16 protein-coding genes are annotated in these 23290 nt (G+C 59.7%); 1 reads left to right on the top strand and 15 read right to left on the bottom strand.

Annotated elements, in window-relative coordinates:
* Nucleotides 1-36: 36 nt before the first annotated feature.
* The 6 genes from ACFQZG_RS04720 to ACFQZG_RS04745 form a co-directional block, all read right to left on the bottom strand.
* On the bottom strand, nt 37-1122 hold the full coding sequence (locus tag ACFQZG_RS04720; protein WP_378150368.1) for a substrate-binding domain-containing protein: 1086 nt from the start codon (nt 1120-1122) through the stop codon (nt 37-39).
* Between the two features lie 127 nt (nt 1123-1249).
* Entirely contained in the window at nt 1250-2077 is an 828-nt protein-coding gene (locus ACFQZG_RS04725; RefSeq protein ID WP_378150370.1) for a carbohydrate ABC transporter permease, read from the bottom strand.
* Between the two features lies 1 nt (nt 2078).
* The gene (locus tag ACFQZG_RS04730) at nt 2079-2954 is read right to left on the bottom strand and encodes a carbohydrate ABC transporter permease (RefSeq protein WP_378150372.1); all 876 of its coding nucleotides are present in this window, start codon (nt 2952-2954) and stop codon (nt 2079-2081) included.
* A gap of 132 nt (nt 2955-3086) precedes the next feature.
* The gene (locus ACFQZG_RS04735; protein ID WP_378150374.1) at nt 3087-4598 is read right to left on the bottom strand and encodes a response regulator; all 1512 of its coding nucleotides are present in this window, start codon (nt 4596-4598) and stop codon (nt 3087-3089) included.
* Nucleotides 4595-6484, bottom strand: coding sequence for a sensor histidine kinase (locus ACFQZG_RS04740; protein WP_378150376.1), 1890 nt, complete (start codon nt 6482-6484; stop codon nt 4595-4597). The genes ACFQZG_RS04735 and ACFQZG_RS04740 overlap by 4 nt, the downstream gene beginning before the upstream one ends.
* Before the next feature lie 129 nt (nt 6485-6613).
* The gene (locus ACFQZG_RS04745; protein WP_378150443.1) at nt 6614-7123 is read right to left on the bottom strand and encodes a WGxxGxxG family protein; all 510 of its coding nucleotides are present in this window, start codon (nt 7121-7123) and stop codon (nt 6614-6616) included.
* Between the two features lie 191 nt (nt 7124-7314).
* Here ACFQZG_RS04745 and sda point away from each other — a divergent pair, with 191 nt between their 5' ends.
* Complete coding sequence (gene sda / locus ACFQZG_RS04750; RefSeq protein ID WP_378150377.1) at nt 7315-7488, top strand: sporulation histidine kinase inhibitor Sda; 174 nt, start codon at nt 7315-7317, stop codon at nt 7486-7488.
* 317 nt (nt 7489-7805) lie between these two features.
* Here the strand turns inward: sda and ACFQZG_RS04755 are convergent, their stop codons facing one another.
* From ACFQZG_RS04755 to ACFQZG_RS04795, 9 genes are all read right to left on the bottom strand, one after another.
* Nucleotides 7806-10856 carry a fibronectin type III domain-containing protein gene (locus tag ACFQZG_RS04755; RefSeq protein WP_378150379.1) on the bottom strand — a complete coding sequence of 1017 codons (3051 nt, stop codon included), beginning with the start codon at nt 10854-10856 and terminating at the stop codon, nt 7806-7808.
* A gap of 231 nt (nt 10857-11087) precedes the next feature.
* Nucleotides 11088-13400, bottom strand: coding sequence for an AraC family transcriptional regulator (locus tag ACFQZG_RS04760; RefSeq protein WP_378150381.1), 2313 nt, complete (start codon nt 13398-13400; stop codon nt 11088-11090).
* Nucleotides 13401-13510: 110 nt separating this feature from the next.
* The gene (locus ACFQZG_RS04765) at nt 13511-15049 is read right to left on the bottom strand and encodes an ABC transporter substrate-binding protein (protein ID WP_378150382.1); all 1539 of its coding nucleotides are present in this window, start codon (nt 15047-15049) and stop codon (nt 13511-13513) included.
* A 111-nt stretch (nt 15050-15160) separates the two neighbouring features.
* Entirely contained in the window at nt 15161-16096 is a 936-nt protein-coding gene (locus ACFQZG_RS04770; RefSeq protein WP_378150384.1) for a carbohydrate ABC transporter permease, read from the bottom strand.
* A gap of 15 nt (nt 16097-16111) precedes the next feature.
* On the bottom strand, nt 16112-17026 hold the full coding sequence (locus ACFQZG_RS04775) for an ABC transporter permease subunit (protein WP_378150386.1): 915 nt from the start codon (nt 17024-17026) through the stop codon (nt 16112-16114).
* 161 nt (nt 17027-17187) lie between these two features.
* Complete coding sequence (locus tag ACFQZG_RS04780; protein WP_378150388.1) at nt 17188-18828, bottom strand: glycoside hydrolase family 3 protein; 1641 nt, start codon at nt 18826-18828, stop codon at nt 17188-17190.
* A 62-nt stretch (nt 18829-18890) separates the two neighbouring features.
* Nucleotides 18891-20192 carry an alpha-L-fucosidase gene (locus ACFQZG_RS04785; RefSeq protein ID WP_378150444.1) on the bottom strand — a complete coding sequence of 434 codons (1302 nt, stop codon included), beginning with the start codon at nt 20190-20192 and terminating at the stop codon, nt 18891-18893.
* Between the two features lie 7 nt (nt 20193-20199).
* Nucleotides 20200-22515 (bottom strand): amylo-alpha-1,6-glucosidase, encoded by a 2316-nt coding sequence (locus ACFQZG_RS04790; protein WP_378150389.1) that lies wholly within the window; start codon nt 22513-22515, stop codon nt 20200-20202.
* A gap of 233 nt (nt 22516-22748) precedes the next feature.
* Entirely contained in the window at nt 22749-23228 is a 480-nt protein-coding gene (locus ACFQZG_RS04795; protein WP_378150390.1) for a DinB family protein, read from the bottom strand.
* Nucleotides 23229-23290: the final 62 nt, after the last annotated feature.

Here is a 23290-nt window from a genome sequence, read left to right on the forward strand (position 1 = left end):
AACCCGCCATTAGAAAATGGCGGGTTCAGCAGCATCTTATTTGTTTTTCGCGGAAGTCCCGGACGCTCCGGCAACGGCCGCCGTCGACTCGCGGATCAGCAAATCCCCGGCGAGCAGAATCTTCTCCTTCGGCCCGTCCGGGTGTTCGACGCGCCAGAGCAGCGTATCGACGGCGCGCTGTCCGAGCGCTTCCTTGTTCACGTGGACGGTGCTGAGCTTCGGGCTGGCGAGCGCGGCGTCCTCGATGTTGTCGAAGCCGGCGACCGAGCACCTTCCCGGCACGTCGACGCCCAGCTTCAGGAGCACCGTCATGACGCAGATCGCGATCGAATCGTTGGCGCAGACGAACGCCGTCGGCAACGTTCCGTCCGCGTGCATGCGGCCGATAATGACCTCAAGCCGCTCGGTCATCTCCGACCGGTTCTCGCCTTCGAAGGCCAGCAGCTCCGCCTGCTGGTTCAGCGGCATGCTCTGCTCCTCCATCATCGAACGGAAGCCAAGCCAACGGTCGTAGAAGCTGCGGGAATACCGAATGTTGCCGACGAATTGCAGCATGCGGTGGCCGACGCCGAGCAAGTAGTTCGTCGTCCGGCGCACGCATTCGTAATTGTTCATGAACAGCACGTCCGAAGGGATGAGCGGATCTTCGTGGTCGACGAGCACGAACGGAATGCCGAGGTTGCGGATCTCGAGAAGCAGCTGGTTCGAGATGTGGCCGACGCCGACCAAGCCGAGCACCGCCTCGGGATTAATCAGCCGCGCGAAGTTGTCCGTCATATGTTCGGTGACGATCATCATTCCGAGATGGTTCTCTTCGAGCCCGTTCGTGATTCCGTCGATAATGCGTCCCCAGAACGTCGACTGCCGCGTCTGCTCGCGCACGTTCGGGATGAGCACGATAATCGTGTTGCGATGGCCCGCAGCGGGCTTCGCCGGCTGGGACCGGGCCACGGTCGGACGCACGCGCTTCTGCACGAAGTAGCCGAGCTGCGTCGCGGCCTGGATGATTTTCTCCCGCGTCTCCGGACTGACGCCGGACTTGCCCGAGAGCGCCTTGGAGACGGCGAACTTCGAGACGCCGACTTGGTCCGCGATTTGCTGCATCGTTATTTTTCTGGACATGACTCGCTCAACTCCGCTTCTTCGCAAAAGAACATGCAATAAAAAAAAGCCCGGGACGATGATAACAAAAACTAATTGTTATCATAACATATCCCAGGCGTTAGCGATACCGATCGTGTCGCGTTCGTTACTTGACCGCTCCGTTCGTGACTCCGGCGAAAATAAACCGTTGCAGCAGCAAGAAGATAACGACCGTCGGTATGAAGATGATGAGGATGCCCGCCGAAATGACGTTCATCTGCGCCGCGTTAGGTCCGACGAACCCGTAGATCGCCGTCGATACGACCTTCAGCTTCTGCGAAGGCATGTAGAGGAACGGCACGTAGAAGTCGTTGTAGATCGAGATCGTCTTCAGGATGACGAGCGTCGCCGTCGCAGGCCCGAGCAGCGGGAAGATGATCGAGCGGTAAATCTTGAACAGCGAAGCGCCTTCGATCATCGCGCTCTCGTCGAGGTCCCGAGGAATGCTGTTGACGAATTGCAGGTAGATGACGATCTGCAGCACGTCCGCGCCCATGTACAGCAGCATCGGCGCTTTGATCGTGTTGTACACGCCGAGCCACTTGATGACGCTGAACGTCGCGACCTGCGTCGTTACGAGCGGAATGACTTGCGCGACCAAGTACAAGCCGATGATCGGCGTTCTGAGCTTGAACTCGAACCGTCCGAGGGCGTACGCCACCATCGTGCCGAGCATGATGTTGCCCAAGATGGCGACGACGAGAATGATCGCGATGTTCTGGAAGCCGAGACCGAGCTTGCCGACCTCGAACACGCGCTGGAAGTTGTCGAAGTTGAACCAGTCGTTCGGAAGCGCGAGTCCGGTCTGATAGTATTCTTCCTTCGTCTTGAACGCGCCGACGAGCACCGAGTAGATCGGGAAGAAGACGATGAATACGCCGGCGAGCAGCGACAGGTATTTCAGGGTCGTGACGGTGCCTTCTCTGCGTAGCATGTTAGTTGTCCCCCCTGAACAGCACTTTACGCTGGATGACGATGAAGAACAGCACGATGAACAGCAGGATGACCGCCATCGCGGACGCCAGTCCGAAGTTCTCGAACTTGAACGCCATGTCCACCGTCTGGATGACGAACGTCGAGGTGCCGTTCGCGCCGAGCATCATGACGAACGGAATATCGAACGCTTCGAGCGCTCCGGTCAGCGTCAGGACGAGCATCAGCTCGATGACTCTGCGCAGGCTAGGCAGCGTTATGAAGCGGAAAGTCTGCCAGCTTCCCGCGCCGTCGATCTTCGCGGCTTCGTATTGGTCGTTCGGAATCGATTGCAGCGCGCCGATGAAGATGACCATGCTGAGGCCGAAATACTTCCACATCGAGATGAACGCCAGCGAGAAGTTCACGAGCTTCGGATCGCCGAGCCACATTTGCTGCCACGATTCCAGGCCGAGCGCGCCCAGGAATACGTTCAGGGAGCCGTACTCCGCGTGGTACACGTTCTTGAACATGATGACCGTCGCCACGCTATGCAGCACGTAAGGCAGGAACAGCAACACTCGGAAGGCGTACCGGCCGCGCAGCTTGCCGTTCAGGATGACGGCGAAGTAGAGGGCAATGGCCGTCTGCGTCAATCCGCCGACGAAGTAGTACAGGTTGTTCTTGAACGCGCCGAAGATTTCGGGCCGCGAGAACACTTCCTTGTAGTTGTCCAAGCCGATCCAAGTCTGGTCGAAGCCGAGCCCGTCCCAGTCCGTGAAGCTGAAGTAGAACAGCGCGGCCGCCGGGTAGAGCGAGAACGCGCATAGCAGAGCGAGCGGAATCGTCAGGAATCCGAATAGAATGATCGTTCTCTGCGCCTTATAGCTTAAATTCAATGAAATTCCCCTGCCTCTCGGTCCACACGTTGACAATCCTGTCAGGAAACGCTTTCACGAATATTATAAGACGTTTTGTTATTGAATTTAATAGTCTGTGTTTGTTTTCATTGTCTTCTATTTAGATAATATCTACCTAACGCGGTCTCTGTACTCCTTCGGCGTGCAGCCGACGACCTTCTTGAACACTTTGTTGAAGTAGGCCGGATCTGCATATCCGACCTTCTCTCCGATCTCGTACGTCTTCAGAGCGGTGAGCTCGCGAAGCAGCTCCTTGGCCCGGTCGATCCGCACCGAGATGAGGTACTCGGTGATCGTCTCCCCGGTCTCGGTCTTGAACAGCTTGCTGAGATAGCTCGGCGTTAAGTATACTTCCTCGGCAAGCCGGTTCAACTCCAGCTCCTCGGTATAATGTTGCAGGATGTACGACTTAACCGTCTCCACGACTCGATTCTCCTGCCGCGACTCCTGCAGCAGCCGGAACTCCTCGGCGACCTCCGCAAGGTAAAATCGCGAGAACGCGTCGAAGTCCGCGTACCGATGAGGTTCGCAAGCGGCCACCGGCTGCGGAGCCGCTTCCGGTTCCCCCGCCTTCGCCGTCCCGTAACGCCGGATGAAGGCAAGCACCGTCTCGCATCCTTCGCGAAGCTCCGGCCACGTCGGCCGCTCCTCCCTGCACGCCTTGATCCACTTGACGATCGATTCCTGCGCCCGGACGAACTCCGTCAACGCCATCATATCGTGGAACTCCTTGTCCAAAAGCACGGGCAGGCGCTGCGCCGCATGTTGCCGTTTCGGAATCGAGGCATAATCGGCGAAGCCGCCGCGGCCGGCCGTAAACCACGCATGCTGAAGCGCCTGCTCCGCCTGCCGGCAAGCTTCCCGCAGCCATGTCGCGCCGCGGAACACGCCGCTGCCGCCGATCCGCCCTTCGAACGCGACGGGCAGCCGCTGCAGCAGCGTCTGTCCGATCTCTTTGGCCCGCTCGGCGTGATCGGTGCTGCTCAGCCAGACGACGAGCGCATAGGCATCGTCTCCCTCGAGCACCTTGCGCCTCGGCAGCCATCCGGCCGTCGCGGTATCGATGATCCGAGCGGACATCTCCGTCCGCCCGCGGATAACGAACACCGCGTACGGCTCGATGAACGAAGGCGACAGCTCCAGCGCCTTGGACGTCTCGTCGCGCAGATGCTTCGGCAGTTGCTCCGCTTCGTTGAACAGCAACAACCCGAGCTGATCTTCCTCCCGCGCATGCTCCCGTTCCCGCTCCTGCGCCAGGCTGTCGCCGACTTTGCGCAGCAGCTGCTCCAGCTCGGACTTGTCTACCGGCTTCAGCATGTAGTCTTCGATGCCGTACCGCAGCGCTTGGCGGGCGAACGTGAAATCGTCGAACCCGCTTACGATCGCGATCTTCAGGTTCGGCTTCCGATCCCTCAGCCTCTCGATCAGCTCCAGTCCGTTCATCTTCGGCATCTTGATATCCGTAATGACCAGCTCGACGTCGAGCTCGTCCAACTGCGCGAGCAGCTCCGCCCCGCTGGCGAAGATCCCCGTCACCTTATATTGTTCTCCGGATTGCTCGATTAACTTCGCGAGTCCTTGCCGGATTCGTTCTTCGTCGTCCACGACGGCGATCGGTATCATGCGGTCGTATCTCCCCTCGGTTGCTCGATCGGTATGCGCACCGTTACGTCCGTTCCGACGCCGGGCGCGCTCTCTACCGTAATGCCGTAGTTCTCGCCGAAACGCAGCTTCAGCCTCTCATGGACGTTCCTCATGCCGATGCCGCGTCCGCCTTCGGACGTCTTGCGCTCGGGATCGTCCAACGCGGCGCGCAGCCGCCTCAGCGTCGCTTCGTCCATGCCGACGCCGTCGTCGGAGATCGTATACAGGCGGTCCGGCCCGGCTTCCTCGCAGCGCAGCCGGATCGTCATGTTCGGCTTCGACTCGTCCATGCCGTGATAGACCGCGTTCTCCACGATCGGCTGGAACAACAGCTTCATGACCGGCGACTGCATGTCCATGCGATCCGCTTCCAGCGACAGCGCGAACCGATTGCTGCCGTAACGGTAATTCAACAGCTGAAGATAAATTTCCAGATGCTCCAGCTCCTTGGACAGCGGAACCGTCTCCGTGCCGGAGCCGATGCCGTACCGCAGCAGCTTGCCGAGCAGCTGCGTCATGTCGCTCACTTCGGTATCGTCGTTGATGACGGCCGTCATCCGGATCGATTCGAGCGTATTATAGATGAAGTGCGGATTGATCTGGTTCTGAAGCGCCTCTAGCTCCGCTTCGTTCTTGCGCTGGCCCGCCTTGTACACGTCGTCGATCAGCGATCGGACTCTGGTCACCATCCGATTGAAGGCGCTGCCGACGACGCCGATCTCGTCTCGCCCGCGTACCGGGAACGTAACCTCCAGATTGCCGGTTTGCACCGTTTTCATGAGGCGTACGAGAGAACGCAGCGGCTTCGTCAGCGCGAACGTCAGAATGAGCGAGATGACGAGCGCGAACCCGATAATCGCGAACGCCGAGGCTACCGTCACGTTACGGATGCGGATCGCGTCCCACATCAGGTTGTCCTGGGGGATCGCGACGAAGATTTTCCACCCCGTGTGCTGGGATTCGCGATAGATGGACAGCACGGATTCGCCTTCGATATTCGTATGGAAGCTTCCTCCCGCTCCCGAGGCTTGCTCGAGCAGGTCGCTGGATTGCAGATTCTGCGCCAAGTACTTCTTCTCGCTATCGAACACGACCCGACCCGCATTATCCACGATGAGCGTCGTGCCTCCCGTCGCGTTATCGAGATCCTTCACGATGTCTTCGATGACATCGATGTTGGCGTCGACGGCGATCATGCCGAGCGATTCGAAGTTCGTATCGATGATTTCGCGCACGACCGTGAATACGTAGCGGCTGCCCGAGCGTCCGCTGACTTCCTGCGTGCTGACGAGCACCGGCGTTCCGTGCTGCGCGTACGCGAGCGACCGCCAATCATCGTACACCGACTTCAGATCCGTCCGTATGCCTTCGCTCTTCGTCGTGAAATAATAATGACCGTACCGGTCGAACAAATATACGGAGTTGGAGCCCGCGCTCTTGATGTTGTTCAGGAAGTAGATGCTTCCCTCGACCCGCCGGAGCAGCTGCAGTTCCTCGTTCGACAACCCGCCCTTCGTGTCGGTCTCGAGCGTCTCGGGATCGTTCGCGTGCATCGGCATCGTCTCGTAATAACGGTTCGAGATGCGCAACCCTTCCTTGATCTCGTCCAAGTAGGAAGGAATGATCGAGATCTTCTTCATGTCCTCCATGTAGTCGTCGAGCTTGTCGATCATCTTGTCCGAAATTTCCGATACGTATGTAACCGTGTTGCGCTCGATGGAATCGCTGTACCGTTCGGCGGAGATGTAGCTAAGGACCCCGATCGGCAAAATAATAAGAAACAGGAAGACGATGAACAGCTTTCCTTCCATCCGGTTCAGCGGAGACGCCAGCCGTTTCCATATGCCGCCATGCCACTTTGTCATCCGTACGTCTCCCCTCTTTGATCGTAGTGTAACATAATTTTATGCTAACAAGCGCATAATAAAAAATCCCCGTCCAGCCGAGAAACTGCCTCGACGGGCCGGAGATCCCTCTCCCACTGCTACTTGCCGTTATCTTACGCCGTCGCGGCTTCTGCCGCGCATGCCGGCCAAACCGAGCAAGCCGAGCAGACCGAGCCAGCCCCAATCGAATCCGTCGTCATTGTCGGTAGCGGCGGCCGCGCGGTAGTTGTTCGTGCGCACCCCGTTGCTCGTCGTGCTCATGCCGCGGTAGGCGTTCATTCGCGTCCGGTCGTAGGTTCCGTAGCCGTTGTTCGTAACGGCGCCATTCGGCGAATACGTGCCCGTGCCGTTCGTGCCGAACGTCCGGTCCAAGCCGCTGCGGACATCGTTGCCGAGGCGCCTTGCATCGTTACCGAGGCGCGTTCCGTTGCCGTTGTTATCGAACGGATTCAGGTCGACGCCGTTGCCGTTGTTCACGTTGTTGTTCGTCATGCCGTTCGCCGCCAAGCCGTGACCCGTCGTCATTTGCTTGATCGTCATGTCAGTAGGGACGCTCGCGAACGTCGGCGCGACGGCGGCGACCGATAGACTGCCCACCAACAACGAGCTTAACAACACCTTTTTCAATTTGCAGCCTCCTTGATGAATCGGATAATGGTTTGCCCCTCTAATTTCTCCCCCGCCCGCCCCCGTCATCCGCGCCGGGACACGCCAATATGCTAATACATTGCTAATAATTGTAAACCAACTTTCTTAAAACTTCAGGGCTACAATGAAGGCAACAAAGCGAAGAAAGGCGGTCGAACCGAATGCGCGACATGACGGATACCGTGCAACGAATGGACGACGAGCTGTTGATCAGCCGCTTCAACGACGCGGCTCCCTTCTCCCCCGACGACGAATTCATCCAAATGCTGCTGAGGGAAATCAAGAAGCGGAACCTCAGCATCGAAGAAGTGCTGCGAGAGCTGCACGTGCAATAGCCCCCGCCTGTTCCGAGGGCGTACATTCGCGGAACCTGCGAGCAATTGGGTGATTGCCCCGTCCCGGTAAGATTACCTCCGCATAAACTGTCAGCGTGATGATTCATCACAATAAAACGCGGTGGTGATATCCATGGGATACCCTGTAGCAAATGAAGGCGTTGGATGTGGTGGCGGAGGTATGGGCGCAGCTGCCTTCGCACTCGTATTATTCGTCCTGCTCGTCATCATCCTCAAAGCTGGCTATTAATTAAAGACGGCGAAGCGAGAACAACCCCGGCCGGGAAGCGGCCGGGGTTGTTGGCTATGAAGAGGAATTATAATCGCTCGATCTTATCGAAGTCCGGCCCGTAGGAGCCGGCATTATGCGAGAACTTGATCGTGTTCGCCCCCGCGTTCAGGTTAACCGCGATCGTGACGGACCCTACCGTCGTCCAGCTGCCCGTGGCCGGGAAGCTGACGGTCGTCGCGGCCCCGCCGTTCACGCTGACGAGCGACGTACGGGCGGAAACGTCCCCGTTCAAGTAATAGATCTTCACCGAATAGGAACCGGCCGACGACGCGCTGACGCCGTTCACCTGCAGCGTGCCGTCGTTGTTGCCGATATTCTTGACCGCCTGCCCGCCCGAGCACGTGCCGCACGAAGCGCGCCAAGCGCCTCCGCCGAGCGTGTTGCCCGTCGCTTCGGCTTCGTAACTCGTGCCCGAAGACGGCGGCGCGTTCGTCGTCACGTTCAGCGCGGAGCTGGCCGACGACTCGTTGCCGGCCGCATCCTTCGCTTTGACCGTGAATGCGTACGCCGTGCTCGCGGTCAGTCCCGTGACCGTATAGGTCGTACCCGTCACGAGCGACGTATTGACCTTCGTCGTTCCGCGGTACACGTCGTAGCCGCTCACGCCTACGTTATCCGTCGACGCCGACCACGACAGCGATACGGTCGTGTCGGTCTTCGACGGGGAAGTCAATCCGGTCGGCGCGGTCGGCGCCTGCGTGTCGCCGCCTCCGCCTCCGCCGCTCGTCGAGTAAATTTCCATGCCCATGACGTGCGGATCGCCCGTGACTTTGACGAGTTCCATGTTCAGCGTGCCGTCGGACATCGTCACGTTATACGGTCCGTACTTCGCCCAGCTTCCGAGCGCGAGCGAGCCGATCGGAGACGAAGTGACCTGCGTGCCTTCGAGCTTCACGTTGAACGTGCGGTAATTGCTCTGATGGTTCTCGATGACCCATACGTACACTTGATACGTGCCGTTCGCCAGCGATTGGGCGACGTTCAAGCCCGTCGAGTTCCAGATCGCCGTGTTCAGCATGGAGCTCGTCGCGCTATCGACCGCCGGGGACGGCGTCACCGTCGTAGACGCGCGGCTGACCGTGCCGAGCGTCAAGCCCGCCGCGCTCTCCGCGAGCCAGGCGTTGCCGCCGATCGTGACCGCCCCGCCGTTGAAGTTGATACCCTTGAAGAACGTCGGCGTGCCGCCGCCGCTAGAAGCGTTCGTCGTAACGTTCAGCGCGGAGCTGGCCGCCGACTCGTTGCCGGCCGCGTCCTTCGCCTTCACCGTGTACGAATACGCCGTGCTGGCGGCCAATCCCGAATCCGTGTAAGAAGTTCCGGTTACGAGCGACGAATTCACCTTCGCCCCCCCGCGGTAGACGTCGTAGCCGCTCACGCCGACGTTGTCCGTGGACGCCGTCCAAGAGAGCGAGACGGTCGTATCCGTCTTCGACGGCGACGACAGTCCGGTCGGCGCGGTCGGCGCTTGCGTATCGCCGCCCCCGCCGCTGCCGGTCCATTCGTATCTGCCGATGTCCGGCGCCGAACCGCTGTAAGGCAAGCCGACGTTCGTCCCCGCGTTGACGACGAGGCTCGTCGCCGAAGCCGGACGGAAGAACGGATCGGGCTTCGCGCCGCTGCCCGTCAGACCCGGGTTGCCCGTCAAGTTGTTCGAGATGTTCAGGTTGACCGGCGTGCTGCCGTACGCGCGGATAAGCGGCGTCGGGACATTGTACAGCACGTTGTGCGTCATCGTCGTGTCGACGAGATATTGCGTGTCGCTTGCCGTCAGTACGAAGGCGTATTGCATGTCGGTCGCGACGTTGTTCTGGAACTTCGTGTTCGTGATCGGGGAGTTGCCGACCGACTTGTACCAGACCGCCTGCTCGAACCGGGTGAAGTGGTTGTTGTAGATCTTGTTGTTGTCGTACGCGTAACCGACGTTCGCGTTCTCAAAGTAGATGCCGGCGTTCCATTCCTCGGTCGGTAGCACGCGGTTGTAGAATACGTTGTTGTAGATCTCGTTATTGCCGATGTACTTCTCCTGCCACATGCCGACGCCCCAGCGCGTCTGCTCGAAGTAGTTGTTGTACACCTTGGCGTTGCCCGCGGCGAGCTCGATGCCGACGCTCTCGTTGAGATCGTCCGTCACGATCTCCGTATTATCGTGGAACAGCAGGCTCGTGCCCGTCGCCTGCACCTTGTTGACGATCGATACCCAGTTGTTGAGCGTATTATTGTAGATTTCGCTATTCTCGTAGATGTTCCAGAATTCGATCGTGGCGTCCGAGCCCCATAAGACGTCGACGCTATTCGTATTGACCGTGTTGTTGTATACTTTAATGCCCTTGAACCAGCCGTAGTTCTCGAACTTGATGCCGTAACCTTCGGTCTCGTTGATCGTGTTGTGATGAATAAGCGCGCCGTCGAGACCGCCGAGCGACATCGCGCCCGACGTCCAGCCGGTCAAGTCGTGCGCCGTGTTCGTCAGCACGCAGTTGTAGATCTGGATGCCCGTGTTGTAGAACGAAGGCGCTGCATGGTCTCCGGCCGTCCAGCCGGCGATCGCCCGGATGCCGGTGTGCGCGGTGTTCGTCACGTTAACGTCGTGGATGACGACGTTGTCCCGCCCTTGAACGTGGATGCCGCCTTCGAGCGCCTTGCTCTGGCCGTTGATCGTGAAGCCGCTGACCGTCTGGCTGCCGTTCGTCTTGGAGCCGGAGTGCAACTGCACGAGCACCGAGTTGCCCGTCCCCGGATTCGGGATCGCGCCGGCGCTAAGCGTCGTCTGCGACACGCCCGCTCCGGTCAGATTCACCCCGGGAGCGAGTTGGATCGCCGCCGTCTCGACGAACGTGCCCGCCGTCATGACGATCGTATGCCCTTGCCCTCCCGCCACCTGCGAGGCGGCGTAGGCGACCGTCTTCCACGGATTCGCCTGCGTACCGTTGCCCGTCGCGTTGTTGCCCGACGGACTGACGTAATAATTCGATGCCGCGTGAGCGGTGGAGACGAACGAGCCAAGCGATAATACCGTGAATAGCAGTGCGGCGATTGCGAGCCATACGACATTGCGAAGCGGCCTTGCATTGGACATGTTACTGTTCCTCCTTTGATTGCTCGAATTGGTGAAGCGCTTTCATAATGCCATGCGGCAACCGCCTCCGTATACGATACATTCCATAGATTACTATCAACCGCGAGCGGTCGGTCAATCTGGCAATAATGTATCGATCCGGTAGTCCTTGATTGCGTACAAGAGCCGCCCCCGGAAGTCGCCGACGACCGGGGAACGGCTCTTGTTGTTCGTATGTGGCTTCGCTTCCGCTTAAGACAACAGCTTCTTCATCCGGTACTCCCGCGGCGTCGTGCCGAACTTCTTCTTGAACGCCCGGAAGAAGTGGCTCTGGTTGCTGAAGCCCGACGCTTCCATGATCTCGTTGACGGTGTAGTCGCCTTTCTCGAGCAACCGCTCCGTCTGCTCCAGCCGCACCTCGGTAATGTAGTCGGCGATCGACAGCCCTTCCGCCTTCTTGAACAGCCGCCCGACGTACACCGACGACATCTTGAGCAGATCGGATACGCTCTGCAGGCTCAGATTCAGATCGGTGTAGTTCGCCTGCACGATCTCCTTGATCGCGTCGATGAGCAGCGCGTTGCGATCGAGCTCCTTCTCGTCCTGGCGCGAGGCGCATAGCGGCTGCAGCACCTTCGCGAATACCGCCTTCATCTCGTCCAGCGTCTCCCGCTCCATCACTTCCGCGTGCAACCGGTACAGGTCGGTCGTCGGAATCGGCCGCAGCTTGTTCTCGTTCACCTCCGCCACCGTCCGCTTGATGACGATAGACAAGTATGACAGCGCATGGACGCAGTTATCGTAGGACATCGTGCCCGCCAGCTCGACGAACTTCTCGAACGACGGCTCGAGCGCGTCCCAGTTGCCGGAACGGATGCCTTCGATGATGCGGCGCTCGAGATCGGACGGGATGGCGATATCGTCCGAACGCTCGTGCTTCGCCGCCATCTCCGCCGTAATGATAGACTGCTTGCCGTAGAACAGCTTATATACCGATTGGTTGAGCGTCTTCGCGTACTGCGCCGACATGCTCCGGCTGCCTTGGAACGTCTCCCCGACGGCGACGGAGAACGTCACCCGGTAGAACGACTTGACGACCGACTGCAATTCCTCGAGCAGCTCGATGAGCGATTCTTCCACCGGCTCGCGAGATTGCACGAGGAAGACGAGATGGTCCGGCTTCGGTTCCACGACCGCGATCGCGTGCGCCCGGCCGACGATCTCCTCCGCGATGTTGGAGATCGCGTAATGGTATAGCCGATGATCGCCCGCGTTCGGACCGCGGGACATCGCCGCGACGTCATCCAGCCGGGCGACGCAGACCGTGAATCGGCCCTCGGGGCGAACGTCGAGTCCTTGCCCTCGCGCCTCGGTCTCCCATTCGGCCGCGGTCATCGTCTCGCTCTCCTGCACGAGCCTTCTCATCGTGTAGCGCTTCAGAATCCACTTGTTCTCTTCGATCTTCGAATCGGCCAGCTTCACCCGGTCGATCATGTTCCCGTACAAGCCGGCGAGCACCGCCATCTCGTCCCGCGACTGCCCCGTCTGCTGCAGCTCGTCCGGCGTCTTGGAGACGATCGAACGGAACATCTGGTCGAACGGGCGATACAGACGCCTGGAGATGATCATCGCGATCGACACCGTGAGCGCGAGGAAGACGACCGTGAGCAATATCGTCGTATAGCGCAGCCGCTGCACTTGACTGAGTACTTCCGCGTACGGCTGCGCGTGGATGAGCGTCCAATCCTGCAGGCCCGCCTTCATGAACGACACGACTTGCTTCTCCCCGCCGATCCGAATGACCTCGTATCCGCTCGTCTCTCCTTGGGCGAGCAGCTCGTGCAGGCGCTCGGCCAACTCGGGCACCGTGGGATCGATCCGGTTGCGCGCGTTCAAGATTCGGCCGTCGTCGTCCATGAGGAACGCTTGGCCGGTCTGCTGTCCTTCCTCCTTCGCGATCAGATCCAAGTTGTCGAACAGCCATTGCGACTTGACGTTCAGGATGAGCGCGTCGTCGATGCCGCGCTTCGCGCTCGGATCGTAGAGCAAGTAGCTGAAGAAGTCGACCTTGCGGAACGTGCCGTCCGACTGGCCGAGATCGACCGGAATCAGCTTCCGCTTCGTCGACTGTCCGGCTTCGGACAGCATCGCCCTGAACTTCTCCTCGTACGCCGGACGGATCGCGCGAATGTTGCCGTTGCCGATATAGAACCGGTCCATGTTGCCGTTATAGATGAACACCGAATGCAGGAACGATGACGTTCCGACGTACGTATCGAGCGCGTCGATCCGCTGGTACATGAGCTCGTCGTCGGTTTTCGCGTAACGCAATATTTTAACGTCGTTGTTCAGGAACAGCGTCTGGGCCGTATCCGCGACGATTTCGTTCATTTGGGAGACGTTGTACCGGATTTGCCCGAGCAGCTTCTCGTTGGCGCGTTGCTGGACGTTCAGCACCGTGCGCTCGGACGTGAACAGAATGGAGAAGGCCGTCACCAGCAGCAGGACGACCGATAACAAGGTGATGGACAGCCATATTTTTTGCAAGTATCGTTTCGATTTCAAGGATGTGAATAGGGCCATCTTCGTCACCTTTTATGATGGATTTGTTAAGGGTCGCGTCGACGGTCTCAAAGGCCGTCTCCGGAATCGGAAACGGCCCTTGGACTTTGGCGTTATTGCTTGCCGTTGGCGGCAGCCCATTCGTCGAGCTGACGTTGCTTCTCTTGCATGACCGCGTCGACGCCGACTTTCTTCATCTTGTCATTGAGCGTCGTCAAATACTTGGCCGGATCGATCGTCCCCGTCTCGAGGCCCGGTCCGTACTCCTTGATGAGCGCGTCCATGTTGGCGCCTTCGGCCTTCGTGGAGTCGCCGTTGAAGTTGAAGCCGCTAAGCGCGGGAATGATGGCCGTGTCGTTGAGCTTCTTCACGCGGTCCCACGTATCTGCCGGTTGGCCTTCAAGCAGGTAACCGTTCGTGACGTTGCCGAAAATCCAGCCGGAGTTCGCTTTGTATCCGCCGTCGTCGTTGATCTTGATCGTGTTGTCGCCGACTTTGGTATAGTGCTTGCCTTCGATGCCGAACGTCAGCAGGTTGAACAGGTCCGCGTTCGTGTTCAGCAGCTCGAGCAGCATGAGCGCGCGGTCCGCGTGCTTGGAGTTGTAGTTGATCGCGTTCATCGTCGGCGTAACGCCCGTGAAGATCGGCGTCGAGATCGGCGCGTACACGACTTCGTTGCCGCCGAAGTCCGCTTTCTTGCCGGCTTCGCTGCCCGGAGCGAGCGTGAAGTCTTGCAGGACCGCCGCGTTGCCCGAGTTAAGCAGCGGCTTCAGGTCGGTTACCGTCGCCGCGTCTTCGTTCGTGTAGCCCTTCTCGCGCCAGCTGCGCATCAGTTCCAAGTGAGTCTTATACTCCGGCGTCTCGAGCGGGTTAATGACCGTGAACGGATCGTCGATCTTGTAATGAACGCCGCCGAGCCATTGCATGCCGTACGCTTCGTTCAGCATCGTGAAGTCTTTGCTCATGGCGAACGGCGTCACGCCCGGCTCGTTCTGCTTGATCTGTTCGAGCAACGGCTCGAGATCCTTGTACGTCTTCACGTTCGTCGTGTCGAAGTTGTACTTGTCGACGAACCGCTTCTGGATGACGAAGCCCGGCGTCTTCGTGAACGTCTGGAAGTTCGGAATCGCGTACAGCTTGCCGTTCACCTTCACGTCGCTCCAGGCGACGTCCGAGAAGCTGCTCTTGATCGTCGGCGCGTATTTGTCGAGCATTTCGTCGGTAATTTCGAGGAACGCGCCTTTGTTGACGTTATCGATATATTTGAACATCCAGCTGGACGTCCAGACGATATCGTAGTCGTCGTTCGCGGCGACGATCGTGTTCAATTTGTTCTCGTAATCGCCGCCGTCGATCGGAATGAGTTCGACCGTCGTGTTGATCAGTTGTTGCGTCATTTTGTTGAATTCATCGGCTACCGCTTGCTGATCTTGCGGAATGCCGAATTGCACGTAGTACCACTTCAGGGTGACCGGCTCTAGCGTAGGCGCCGGCTCCTCGGAGGACGCCGGAGCGCTCGCGCTCGGCGATGCGCTCGGCGACGCGCTTGGCGATGCCGCGTTACCGTCGTTATTGTTGTTGTTCCCGCCGCAGGCGCTTAGCGCCAAGGACAGAGCAAGCACGGACGCTAATCCCAGACTCCGTTTCTTCATGCTTGGACAACCTCCCTGATTTCTATATTATGTTGGAAAATGACCCGTTTGGGAACCCGTCGCTGCAGCAAAACGGGTTGCCTTCGGCCATGTGTTCCCGGAGAGGGACGCTTACCCCTTCAGCGAGCCGAGCGTGAGGCCCGAGACGAAATAGCGCTGGAAGAACGGGAAGACGCAGAGCATCGGTCCCGCGGCCATGATCGCCATCGCCATGCGGACGCTGTACTTCGGCAGCTGGGAGACGTCGATGTTGAGCTGCTTGACGAAGTCGGTGTTCGCGGTCAAATACTCGATCGTGTTCAGCATGCGGATGAGCAGCAATTGCAACGTCGCGAGGTTCGGCTTGTCGATGAACAGCATCGCGTTGAACCACTCGTTCCAATAGTTGAACGAGATCATGAGGCCGATCGTGGCAAGCGCGGGCGTCGTAAGCGGCAGCACCATCGTGAAGAAGATGCGCATCTCGCTCGCTCCGTCCATCTTGGCGGATTCGACCATCTCGAACGGGATTTTCTGCAGGAAGCCTTTCATGACCATAATATGGAACGGGCTCAGGAGCCCCGGAATAATGATCGCCAGCAAGCTGTCTCTCAGGTGCAAATATTGCGTCATCAGAATGTAGAACGGGACGAGTCCGCCGCCGAACAGCATCGTGAAGAACACGTAGAACGTCGCGAGACGGTTGAACCGGTAATCCCGGCGAGAGAGCACCCACCCGGTCATCGCCGTCATGAGGAGCCCGAACGCGGTGCCGATGACGGTGACCATGATCGTCACCCAGTAAGCCTTCAGCAGAATCGTCGGCGATTGGAAGACGATCCGGTACCCTTCGAGCGACAGCTCGCTCGGCAAGAACCGGTAGCCGTGCTTCAGAATGTCGCTCTCCGCGGTGAACGAGGAGATGACGACGAGCAGGAACGGGACGAAGATGCAGATCGAGAACGCGATGAAGAACGCGTTGATCAGCCTGCGGGAGATCGAACTGCCCTCGCCGGGCGCCGTACGCCGGCGCGCTCGGACTTCGGGTTGCGCGGTTGCCGTATGCATGAGGTCAGCTCCTTTCTACCATAAGGCGTTCTCGTCGTTGATTTTTCGGACGGCCCAGTTGGCGAGCAGCACGAGAACGAACCCGACGATCGATTGGAAGAAGCTGACCGCCGCGGACATCGAGATGTCGCCGATCTGCCTGAGCGCCCGGAATACGTACGTGTCGATGATGTCCGTGGAGGAATAGATCATGCCGGTGTTGTTCGTGACGAAGTAATGCAGGCCGAAGTCGCCCCGGAACATCCCGCCGATCGATAGGATCAATAGAATCGTAATGAGCGGCGTCAGCAGCGGGATCGTGATGCGCCAAGCCATCTGCCGCTTGTTCGCGCCGTCGATCCGGGCCGCCTCGTAATACGTCTGGTCGATGCCCATGATTCCCGCGTAGTAGAGCAGGACGCTGAAGCCGACCGCTTTCCATAGATGCACGATATTAAGAATGTAGGGCCAATATTGCGACCCGAAGTACCATTCGATCTTCTCCAGTCCGAGCGAGAGCAGCGTCGAGTTGATGAAGCCGTTCTGGTGGTCGAGGAACGCGTTCGCGATATACGAGACGAGCACCCACGAGAGGAAGTACGGCAGGAACATGATCGTCTGGTGCACCTTGACCCATCTGCGCGTCAGCTCGTTCAATAGAATGGCGAGCGCGAGCGAGACGATCAGCGTGACGAAGATGTAGCTGAGGCTGTACAGAATCGTGTTGCGCGTCACCCGCCACGCCGTATCGCTGGCGAAGAAGAACTTGAAGTTCTCGAAGCCGACCCAGTCGCTTCCGAAGATGCCCTTGCGGATGTTGTAGTCTTTGAAGGCGATAATGACGCCGACCATCGGCACGTAGGCGAGCACCAGGAAGAACAGGAAGCCGGGGAGGAAGAGCAGGCTCAGCTCCGTCGTCTTGCTTCTGAGGAATGGAATCTTTCTAAGCATGCTGGATCACCTCGGTTTCTGTTTCTGTGCCGAGGAGCTTGCGCCCCTCGTTCTGATGCCCATTATGGACGGCTTCGGGCGGTATTGGATACTGTCGATAATGAACTTTACGCCCTGTAACGTCCTTTTGGCGACTGTATGAAACGTATATTGCTACCTCGTTATAGGTTGGAGACCGGGGATTCGCCCGCGAACGCGAATTGTCCGAAGATCGCGCCGACGAACGCTTCGTGCGAGGCCGGAACGTTGCCGTAAGCGTTAATGCGGACGGGCGCCATATCGAAGTAATCGTTCATGACGTACGGCGAGCCGAACGAGACGACGATCGTCTTGTCGCGGCCGGCGGTGAACGCGCTCCACGCGGTGGACGCCTCGTCCTTGGACAGGCCGAGCGGTCCCATCGGACGGTGCGGGCGGACGGCCGGCGCGAACACGATCAAGTCGAATTCGTCCTCGCGCTTGACCAGCTCCTCGTACCAGATGTTGCGCTTCAGCTCGGCTTGGATGCCGCGTGATTCGAACGCGGATTTGAGGTGCGCGAGCTCTTCGAAGTCCGCGTCCGCCGGGCAGATGCCGACGATCAGCACGTTGTTGATCTGATTCGCCGCGAGCGGCAGCATGCCGTTCTCGTCGCTCATGAGCGTTAGGCTCCGTTCCGCGACCGCGCGGGCGGTGTTGAGCGCATACGCGTCAGCTTCCTCGAAGCTAACTTCCGGCTTGACGGCCATGCTGTAGTCCGGTGCGGCTTCTTCGGCATCGAGCTCGAGGAGGCCGAGGCGCTGCTTCAGCTGCAGGACGCGCAGGACGGCGTCGTCGAGACGCTCCATCGAGATTTCGCCGTTGTCGAGCGCCCGCTCCATCCGCTCGAAGTACGTGAACTCCGGCCATAGCATCATGTCCGTGCCCGCGATCATGCTCTTCACGTACGCCTCGTCCTGCGGGAACCACTTCAGGTAGCCGCCCATGACGAGCGCGTCGGAGACGACGACGCCGCGGAAGCCCATCTCTTGCTTCAGGAGCTTAAGCGTGAGTTCTTCGGCGAGCGTCGCCGGCAATCTGCGGCCGTTCGGTTCGAGCTGGTGCTGGTAAGAAGGCAGCGCGATATGGCCGGTCATAATCGAGGCGACGCCGTCGTCGATGACCGCTTGGAACATCGCGCCGTGGTGCGTCAGCCATTCCTCGAACGGAAGGGAGTTGAGCGTCGTCATCATGTGCTGGTCGCGATAATCGACGCCGTCTCCCGGGAAGTGCTTCGCCGTCGCCGCCAGCCGGTGCTCCTGCATGCCGCGGACGAACGCCTTCAGCAACGGGATCGCCCATACCGGCTTGTCCGACAGCGCGCGGATGTTCGTGATCGGATTGTTGCGGTTCATATTCAGGTCGGCGACCGGCGAGAACGTCCAGTTGACGCCGACTTGCTGCGCTTCGAGCGCTGTCGCTTTGCCGTAATCGTACGCCAGCTGCTCCGAGCGGGCAGCGCCCAGCGCCATCGGCTGCGGCAGCTTCGTCATGCCGGAGATCATGTTGCCGCAGCCGTTCTCGAAGTCCGAGGCGTAGATGAGCGGCAGCTTCGTCGCTTCGTTGTATTGGCGCGTCGCTTCCTTCACTTGCTCGCGCGTGTTGCCGGTCATGACGTCCTTGATCATCTCCGCGCCGACGAAGAAGCCTCCGACCGGGTATTGCTCCAGCATCGCGGCAAGGCTGCCGTACTTCTCGCGCTCGTTGGCGCGGTTGGACAGGACGACGACGGTTTGACCGATTTTCTCGCGGACGGACAGGTCTTGCAGACGGATTTTTCTCATGGGGAATCTCTCCTTATTAATAGAAGGTATATTTGGGGCGTTCATCTAACTCGTTCCGCATCCTACTCGCCGATCAACTCCAGCTCCACGACGGTATCGATCTTGCACGGCAAGCCCGGGCCGGTCTCGGCTTCGTTGCTGTCCAGCTTGTTGTGGAACGCGAGGAACGCGTCGTCCGGATACCGGTCCACGTTCCACGGCCGGATGAGGCGAGCTTCGGAGCCGTCGGACAGCAGCCGCGCGAAGCCGATTCGACCGTTCAGCCCCCGCAAGTCGATCGGCCCGATCGGTCTCTCGAACACGTGGGCATACAGCTTGTCGCCGCGCTGCGTGAATCGCCCCCAGTCCGGCTTGGCGAATGCGGCTTCCGTGCAGCCGTAGATGCTCTCTCCGTTATCCCGCATCCACGCGCCGATCTCCCCGAGCAGCCGCAGCGATTCGGTCGGAATTTCGCCGTAGGCGGTCGGCCCGACGTTCAGCAGGAAGTTGCCGCCCTTGCTGACGCACTCGACGAGCGCGCGGACAAGCTGCGCCGCCGTCTTGTATTGGCTGCCGTGGGCGCAATAGCCCCAATGCTCGTTCATCGTGACGCATGCTTCCCACGGAATCGGCTTACCGGACGCGGTTCGCATTCCTTCGGGCGGCAGGATTTGCTCCGACGATTCGAAGTCGCCGGCGTACGGCTCCGGATCGTCGCGGAACAGATCCGCGCCGAGCCGGTTGTTGATCAGAATGCCGGGCTGCAGCTCGCGGATCATGCGGACCAGCTCCGTCGCCCTCCACTTCTCGCCTTTGAATCCGCCGAAAGAGAAGTCGAAGAACAAGTAGTCGATCTTGCCGTAGCTAGTCAACAGCTCCCTCACCTGATCGTGCATGTAGGCGACGTACAGGTCCCAATCGCGGAATTCTTCCTTGAACGCTTCGCTGTCGCGCATCGGATGAGGCCATTCGCCGTAGGCAGCGTAATGCTCATGGTTCCAATCGATGAGAGAATAATAGAAGCCGACGCCGAGGCCCTCCGCCCGGAACGCGTCGACGTATTCTCGAACGAGGTCCCTGCCGGCCGGCCCGTTGGTCGCCTTGAAGTCGGTCAACGCGCTATCGAACAGGCAGAAGCCGTCGTGGTGCTTGGTGGTCAGAACCGCGTAACGGCAACCGGCGTCCTTCGCCGCGCGCGCCCATGCCTTCGGATCGTATCGCTTCGGATCGAAGCGGTCGAAGTAACGCCGGTATTGCTCCTTCGTCAGCCGCTCGTGGCTCTGGATCCATTCTTGTCTCGCGGACACCGCGTACAGTCCCCAATGGATGAAGAGGCCGAAGCGGTCTTCCTCGAAGCGGCGCAAGCTGTTATCCCTGTCGGTCAGGCGCACATTAATCCTCCTCTCGCTTCTTCCATTCCTCGATCGGCCATCTCTGTTGGCCCGGCCGGCAGTGCAGCTCTCGTGCGCCGTCTCCCTCAACGACAAGCTTCAGCCGGAGCGCCCGATCCGTGCGAACGTGGACATGCCAGCCGTCCTCTTCGTCCCGCACTTCGAGATCGATCTTCGCTTCGCCGAGCGGGTATCGACGAACGCCAATCTCCGTCCGCGCCGGCGGCGTCCAGACGATCTGACCAGCAAGCGCGTTCGGTTGCAAGCCGATGACGGTCTCGAACAACAGCGCGATCGGCCCGAGCGCGCTCCAGCTGTAGGAAGGCGCCGACGCGCTCCCCTTCTTCGGCGCTTCGCTGCAATAGTTCTCCCAGATTTCGCCGGTGTCTCGGTACACCTCGAGCATCGCGCGCAGATGCTTCACCGATGCCTCGTACGCCAGCTCCGCGTAACCGGCGCGCTGGAACCCGCGAATCGCCGCGTAGTTCGTCGGCGCCCACGCCGATCCGCGCCAATAGTCGCCTCCCGGCACGAACGACGGCGAATCGGCGGCGACGCTCGGAATTGGATGAACCCGCCAGAAGCTGGACGGATCGGTCAGATGTCCGGCGAGCGCCTCCGTGCGATCCGGCGGCGCGGCGCCGGCGAGCAACGGCCAGAACGCGGTCACGATCTTGTTCGGATTGTGGCCGCCCTCGTCCAGCGACGCGGAGTAGATGCGTTGATTCGGATCCCACAGCTTATCGTTGAGCGCTTGCGACGTCTTCTCGTATTCGGCTCGCCAGGCCGCAGCGTCTTCCTCGTAGCCGAGAAGCTCCGCGATCCGGCCGAGCAACTCCGCGTCGTGAGCCATCTGCGACGTCAGGCACGGATACCCATTGCCGTACGAAGGGGAATTGTCGAGGCCGTTCGCGAGGCCCGTCGTCCAATACGTGCCGTCTTCTTGGCGGCGGTTACGACGGATCCAGCCATGGTGCGCCTTGAGCGCGGGATACACGCGCTTCAGCCTAAAACTGTCGCCGGTCAAGCAAGCGATCGACCATTCGGCGTACGTCAGAATCGGCGGATTCGGGCCGAAGTCCGGTTCGTACAGAACGGGCTGAAGGTCGCGCACGTCCAGCTCGCGGTGGATGTATCCGCCGTCGAATTGCGTCCGGTACAGCACGTCGAGCGATGCGGTCGCCGGTAACGACCTGTGGCCGTACGCAGCCGCGATCGACGTGAACGCCGTGTCCCAGACGAACTGGTTGTGCGGAAAGTTCGAACCGGTCGAGATGTAGCCGTTCGGCAATCCGCTCGTCTCCCGCGGTTCCCGGATCCGGCTATGCAGCATGCGCCACGCCGCGTCGTACAGCTCGCGCAGCTCCGCGAGCGCCGGCGGCAGCATCGGCTCGGGCACGCTCGCCGCGAGCTGCGCTTCGCTCGGCCAATCGAGCCGGCGATATTCCTTGCGCGGCGCCAACCGTCCGAGCGATTCGTACACCGGAAGCGGCACCGGGACGGATTCCGATCCCGTCCCGAGCAACAGCGTATCTTCGCGACATACCTCCAGATGCGGCTCGATCCTGTCTTCCGGAGACTCTCCGCGCAACGCGGGCAACGGTTCGAGTTCGTCCGCGACCGGGATGCCGTAGCGACGTAGACCGGCTTCGCGCTCCTCCGCGGAAGTGAGATCTTTAACCCCATAGAGAAGACGCGTCGTCTTCAGCGCGATCGGCGCGCTCCGATCCTCCGCGAGCGAACGGAACTCCAGGCTCGGCGCGCGATCATAGTCTGGCAACGCGCGAACCAGCACGTGCTGGTACACGATGCCGCCCGTCTGGTGCTGCGCCGTCTCGTAACGCAAGCTCGCTGGCGTCGGAGCGACGCCTTCCACGACTACGCCTCGAATCGCAAGCTCGTCCGGCTTCGTAACGCGCAGCGTCTCCATCACCCGCTCGCGGTTGCGGGACGGGCAATTCGCCGCCGCGTACGGCGCGATGCTCGGCCTCTCCCCCGTCTGCGCCCGCAGCCGGATACGCCCCGCCTTGCACGGCACGACCACCGTGCCTCTAATCTCGCGCTGGAACGAACGCCAATAGAGCGGCTCGTCAACGGCGAGCACGTCGTCCAACCATATCCGCAGCGGCCGCGGCGACTTCCACTCCAGAACGAGCGCGCCGTTCGTCGCGAGCTCGATCTCCCCGGCGAACCGGCCCGGGCCTCCTTCTACGCCGAGCGTCCATTGATCGCCCGCTTTCTTCGGCCCATTGCCTCGCGCATCGAGCGGCTCGTTCGCCGTCTCTCGCCGCCAACTCGCAATCTTCATTTTGTCCATACGCAAACAGAGCCTCCTTCTGCCGTCAATCCATCAGGCTTACTTCCATTCTGAATGATCGCGGCGAAGCGGCATACTGTACAGATTGATCGTATATGATCGTTAGGACTGTCAAATGTGCACATTACTGCTGAAGTTGCATCTGCGTCTTCGCACCTTGCATTGGAATGACAAAAAAACCGCGAAACGGATGCAAGGAGCACCCGCTTCGCGGTCGCAAGCCAGTAAAGCGATCAGATGACCGATAAGATCTGATTCTTATGGTGAGCGTCATGATCGATAAATTCGTAGACGATATAGAGCAGCGAGTACGGGGTATCCGTATGCGGACAACGCGCGACGCCGTTCACGGGAACATGCTTCGCCGCGACGTCCGGTTCGTTCCGCAGGAGTTCGATCAGCCTTAGACGCGTTTGCGTAAGTTCGTCGAGCAGCTTATCCTTGGAAACACCCGATCGCGCGTATTCATAGGCTTGTTCGTTATACGAATCGAAATCCGGAAAGCGTATGTCTTCGCCGTTCTTAATAGAAGGAATTACCGTATGAAGGAGATAATAATCCCAATGCTGCAGATGCGAGACGATGTCCGCTACGGTTGCCTTTCCGTCGGCGATCGGCTTCGTCCATAAGCGATCGTCCATATCGCGCAGCGTATCCGCCCATTCCAGGAATTGTCGGTAGCGAAGGATCGTATCATTGCCCAAGCTTATCATTATCGTAACCTCCGGATCAGAATTGACAGAATCATGCGAACATATGTGCGCTTATAATATAA

The organism is Cohnella sp. GCM10027633, assembly GCF_042675445.1.
Classification (GTDB): domain Bacteria; phylum Bacillota; class Bacilli; order Paenibacillales; family Paenibacillaceae; genus Cohnella.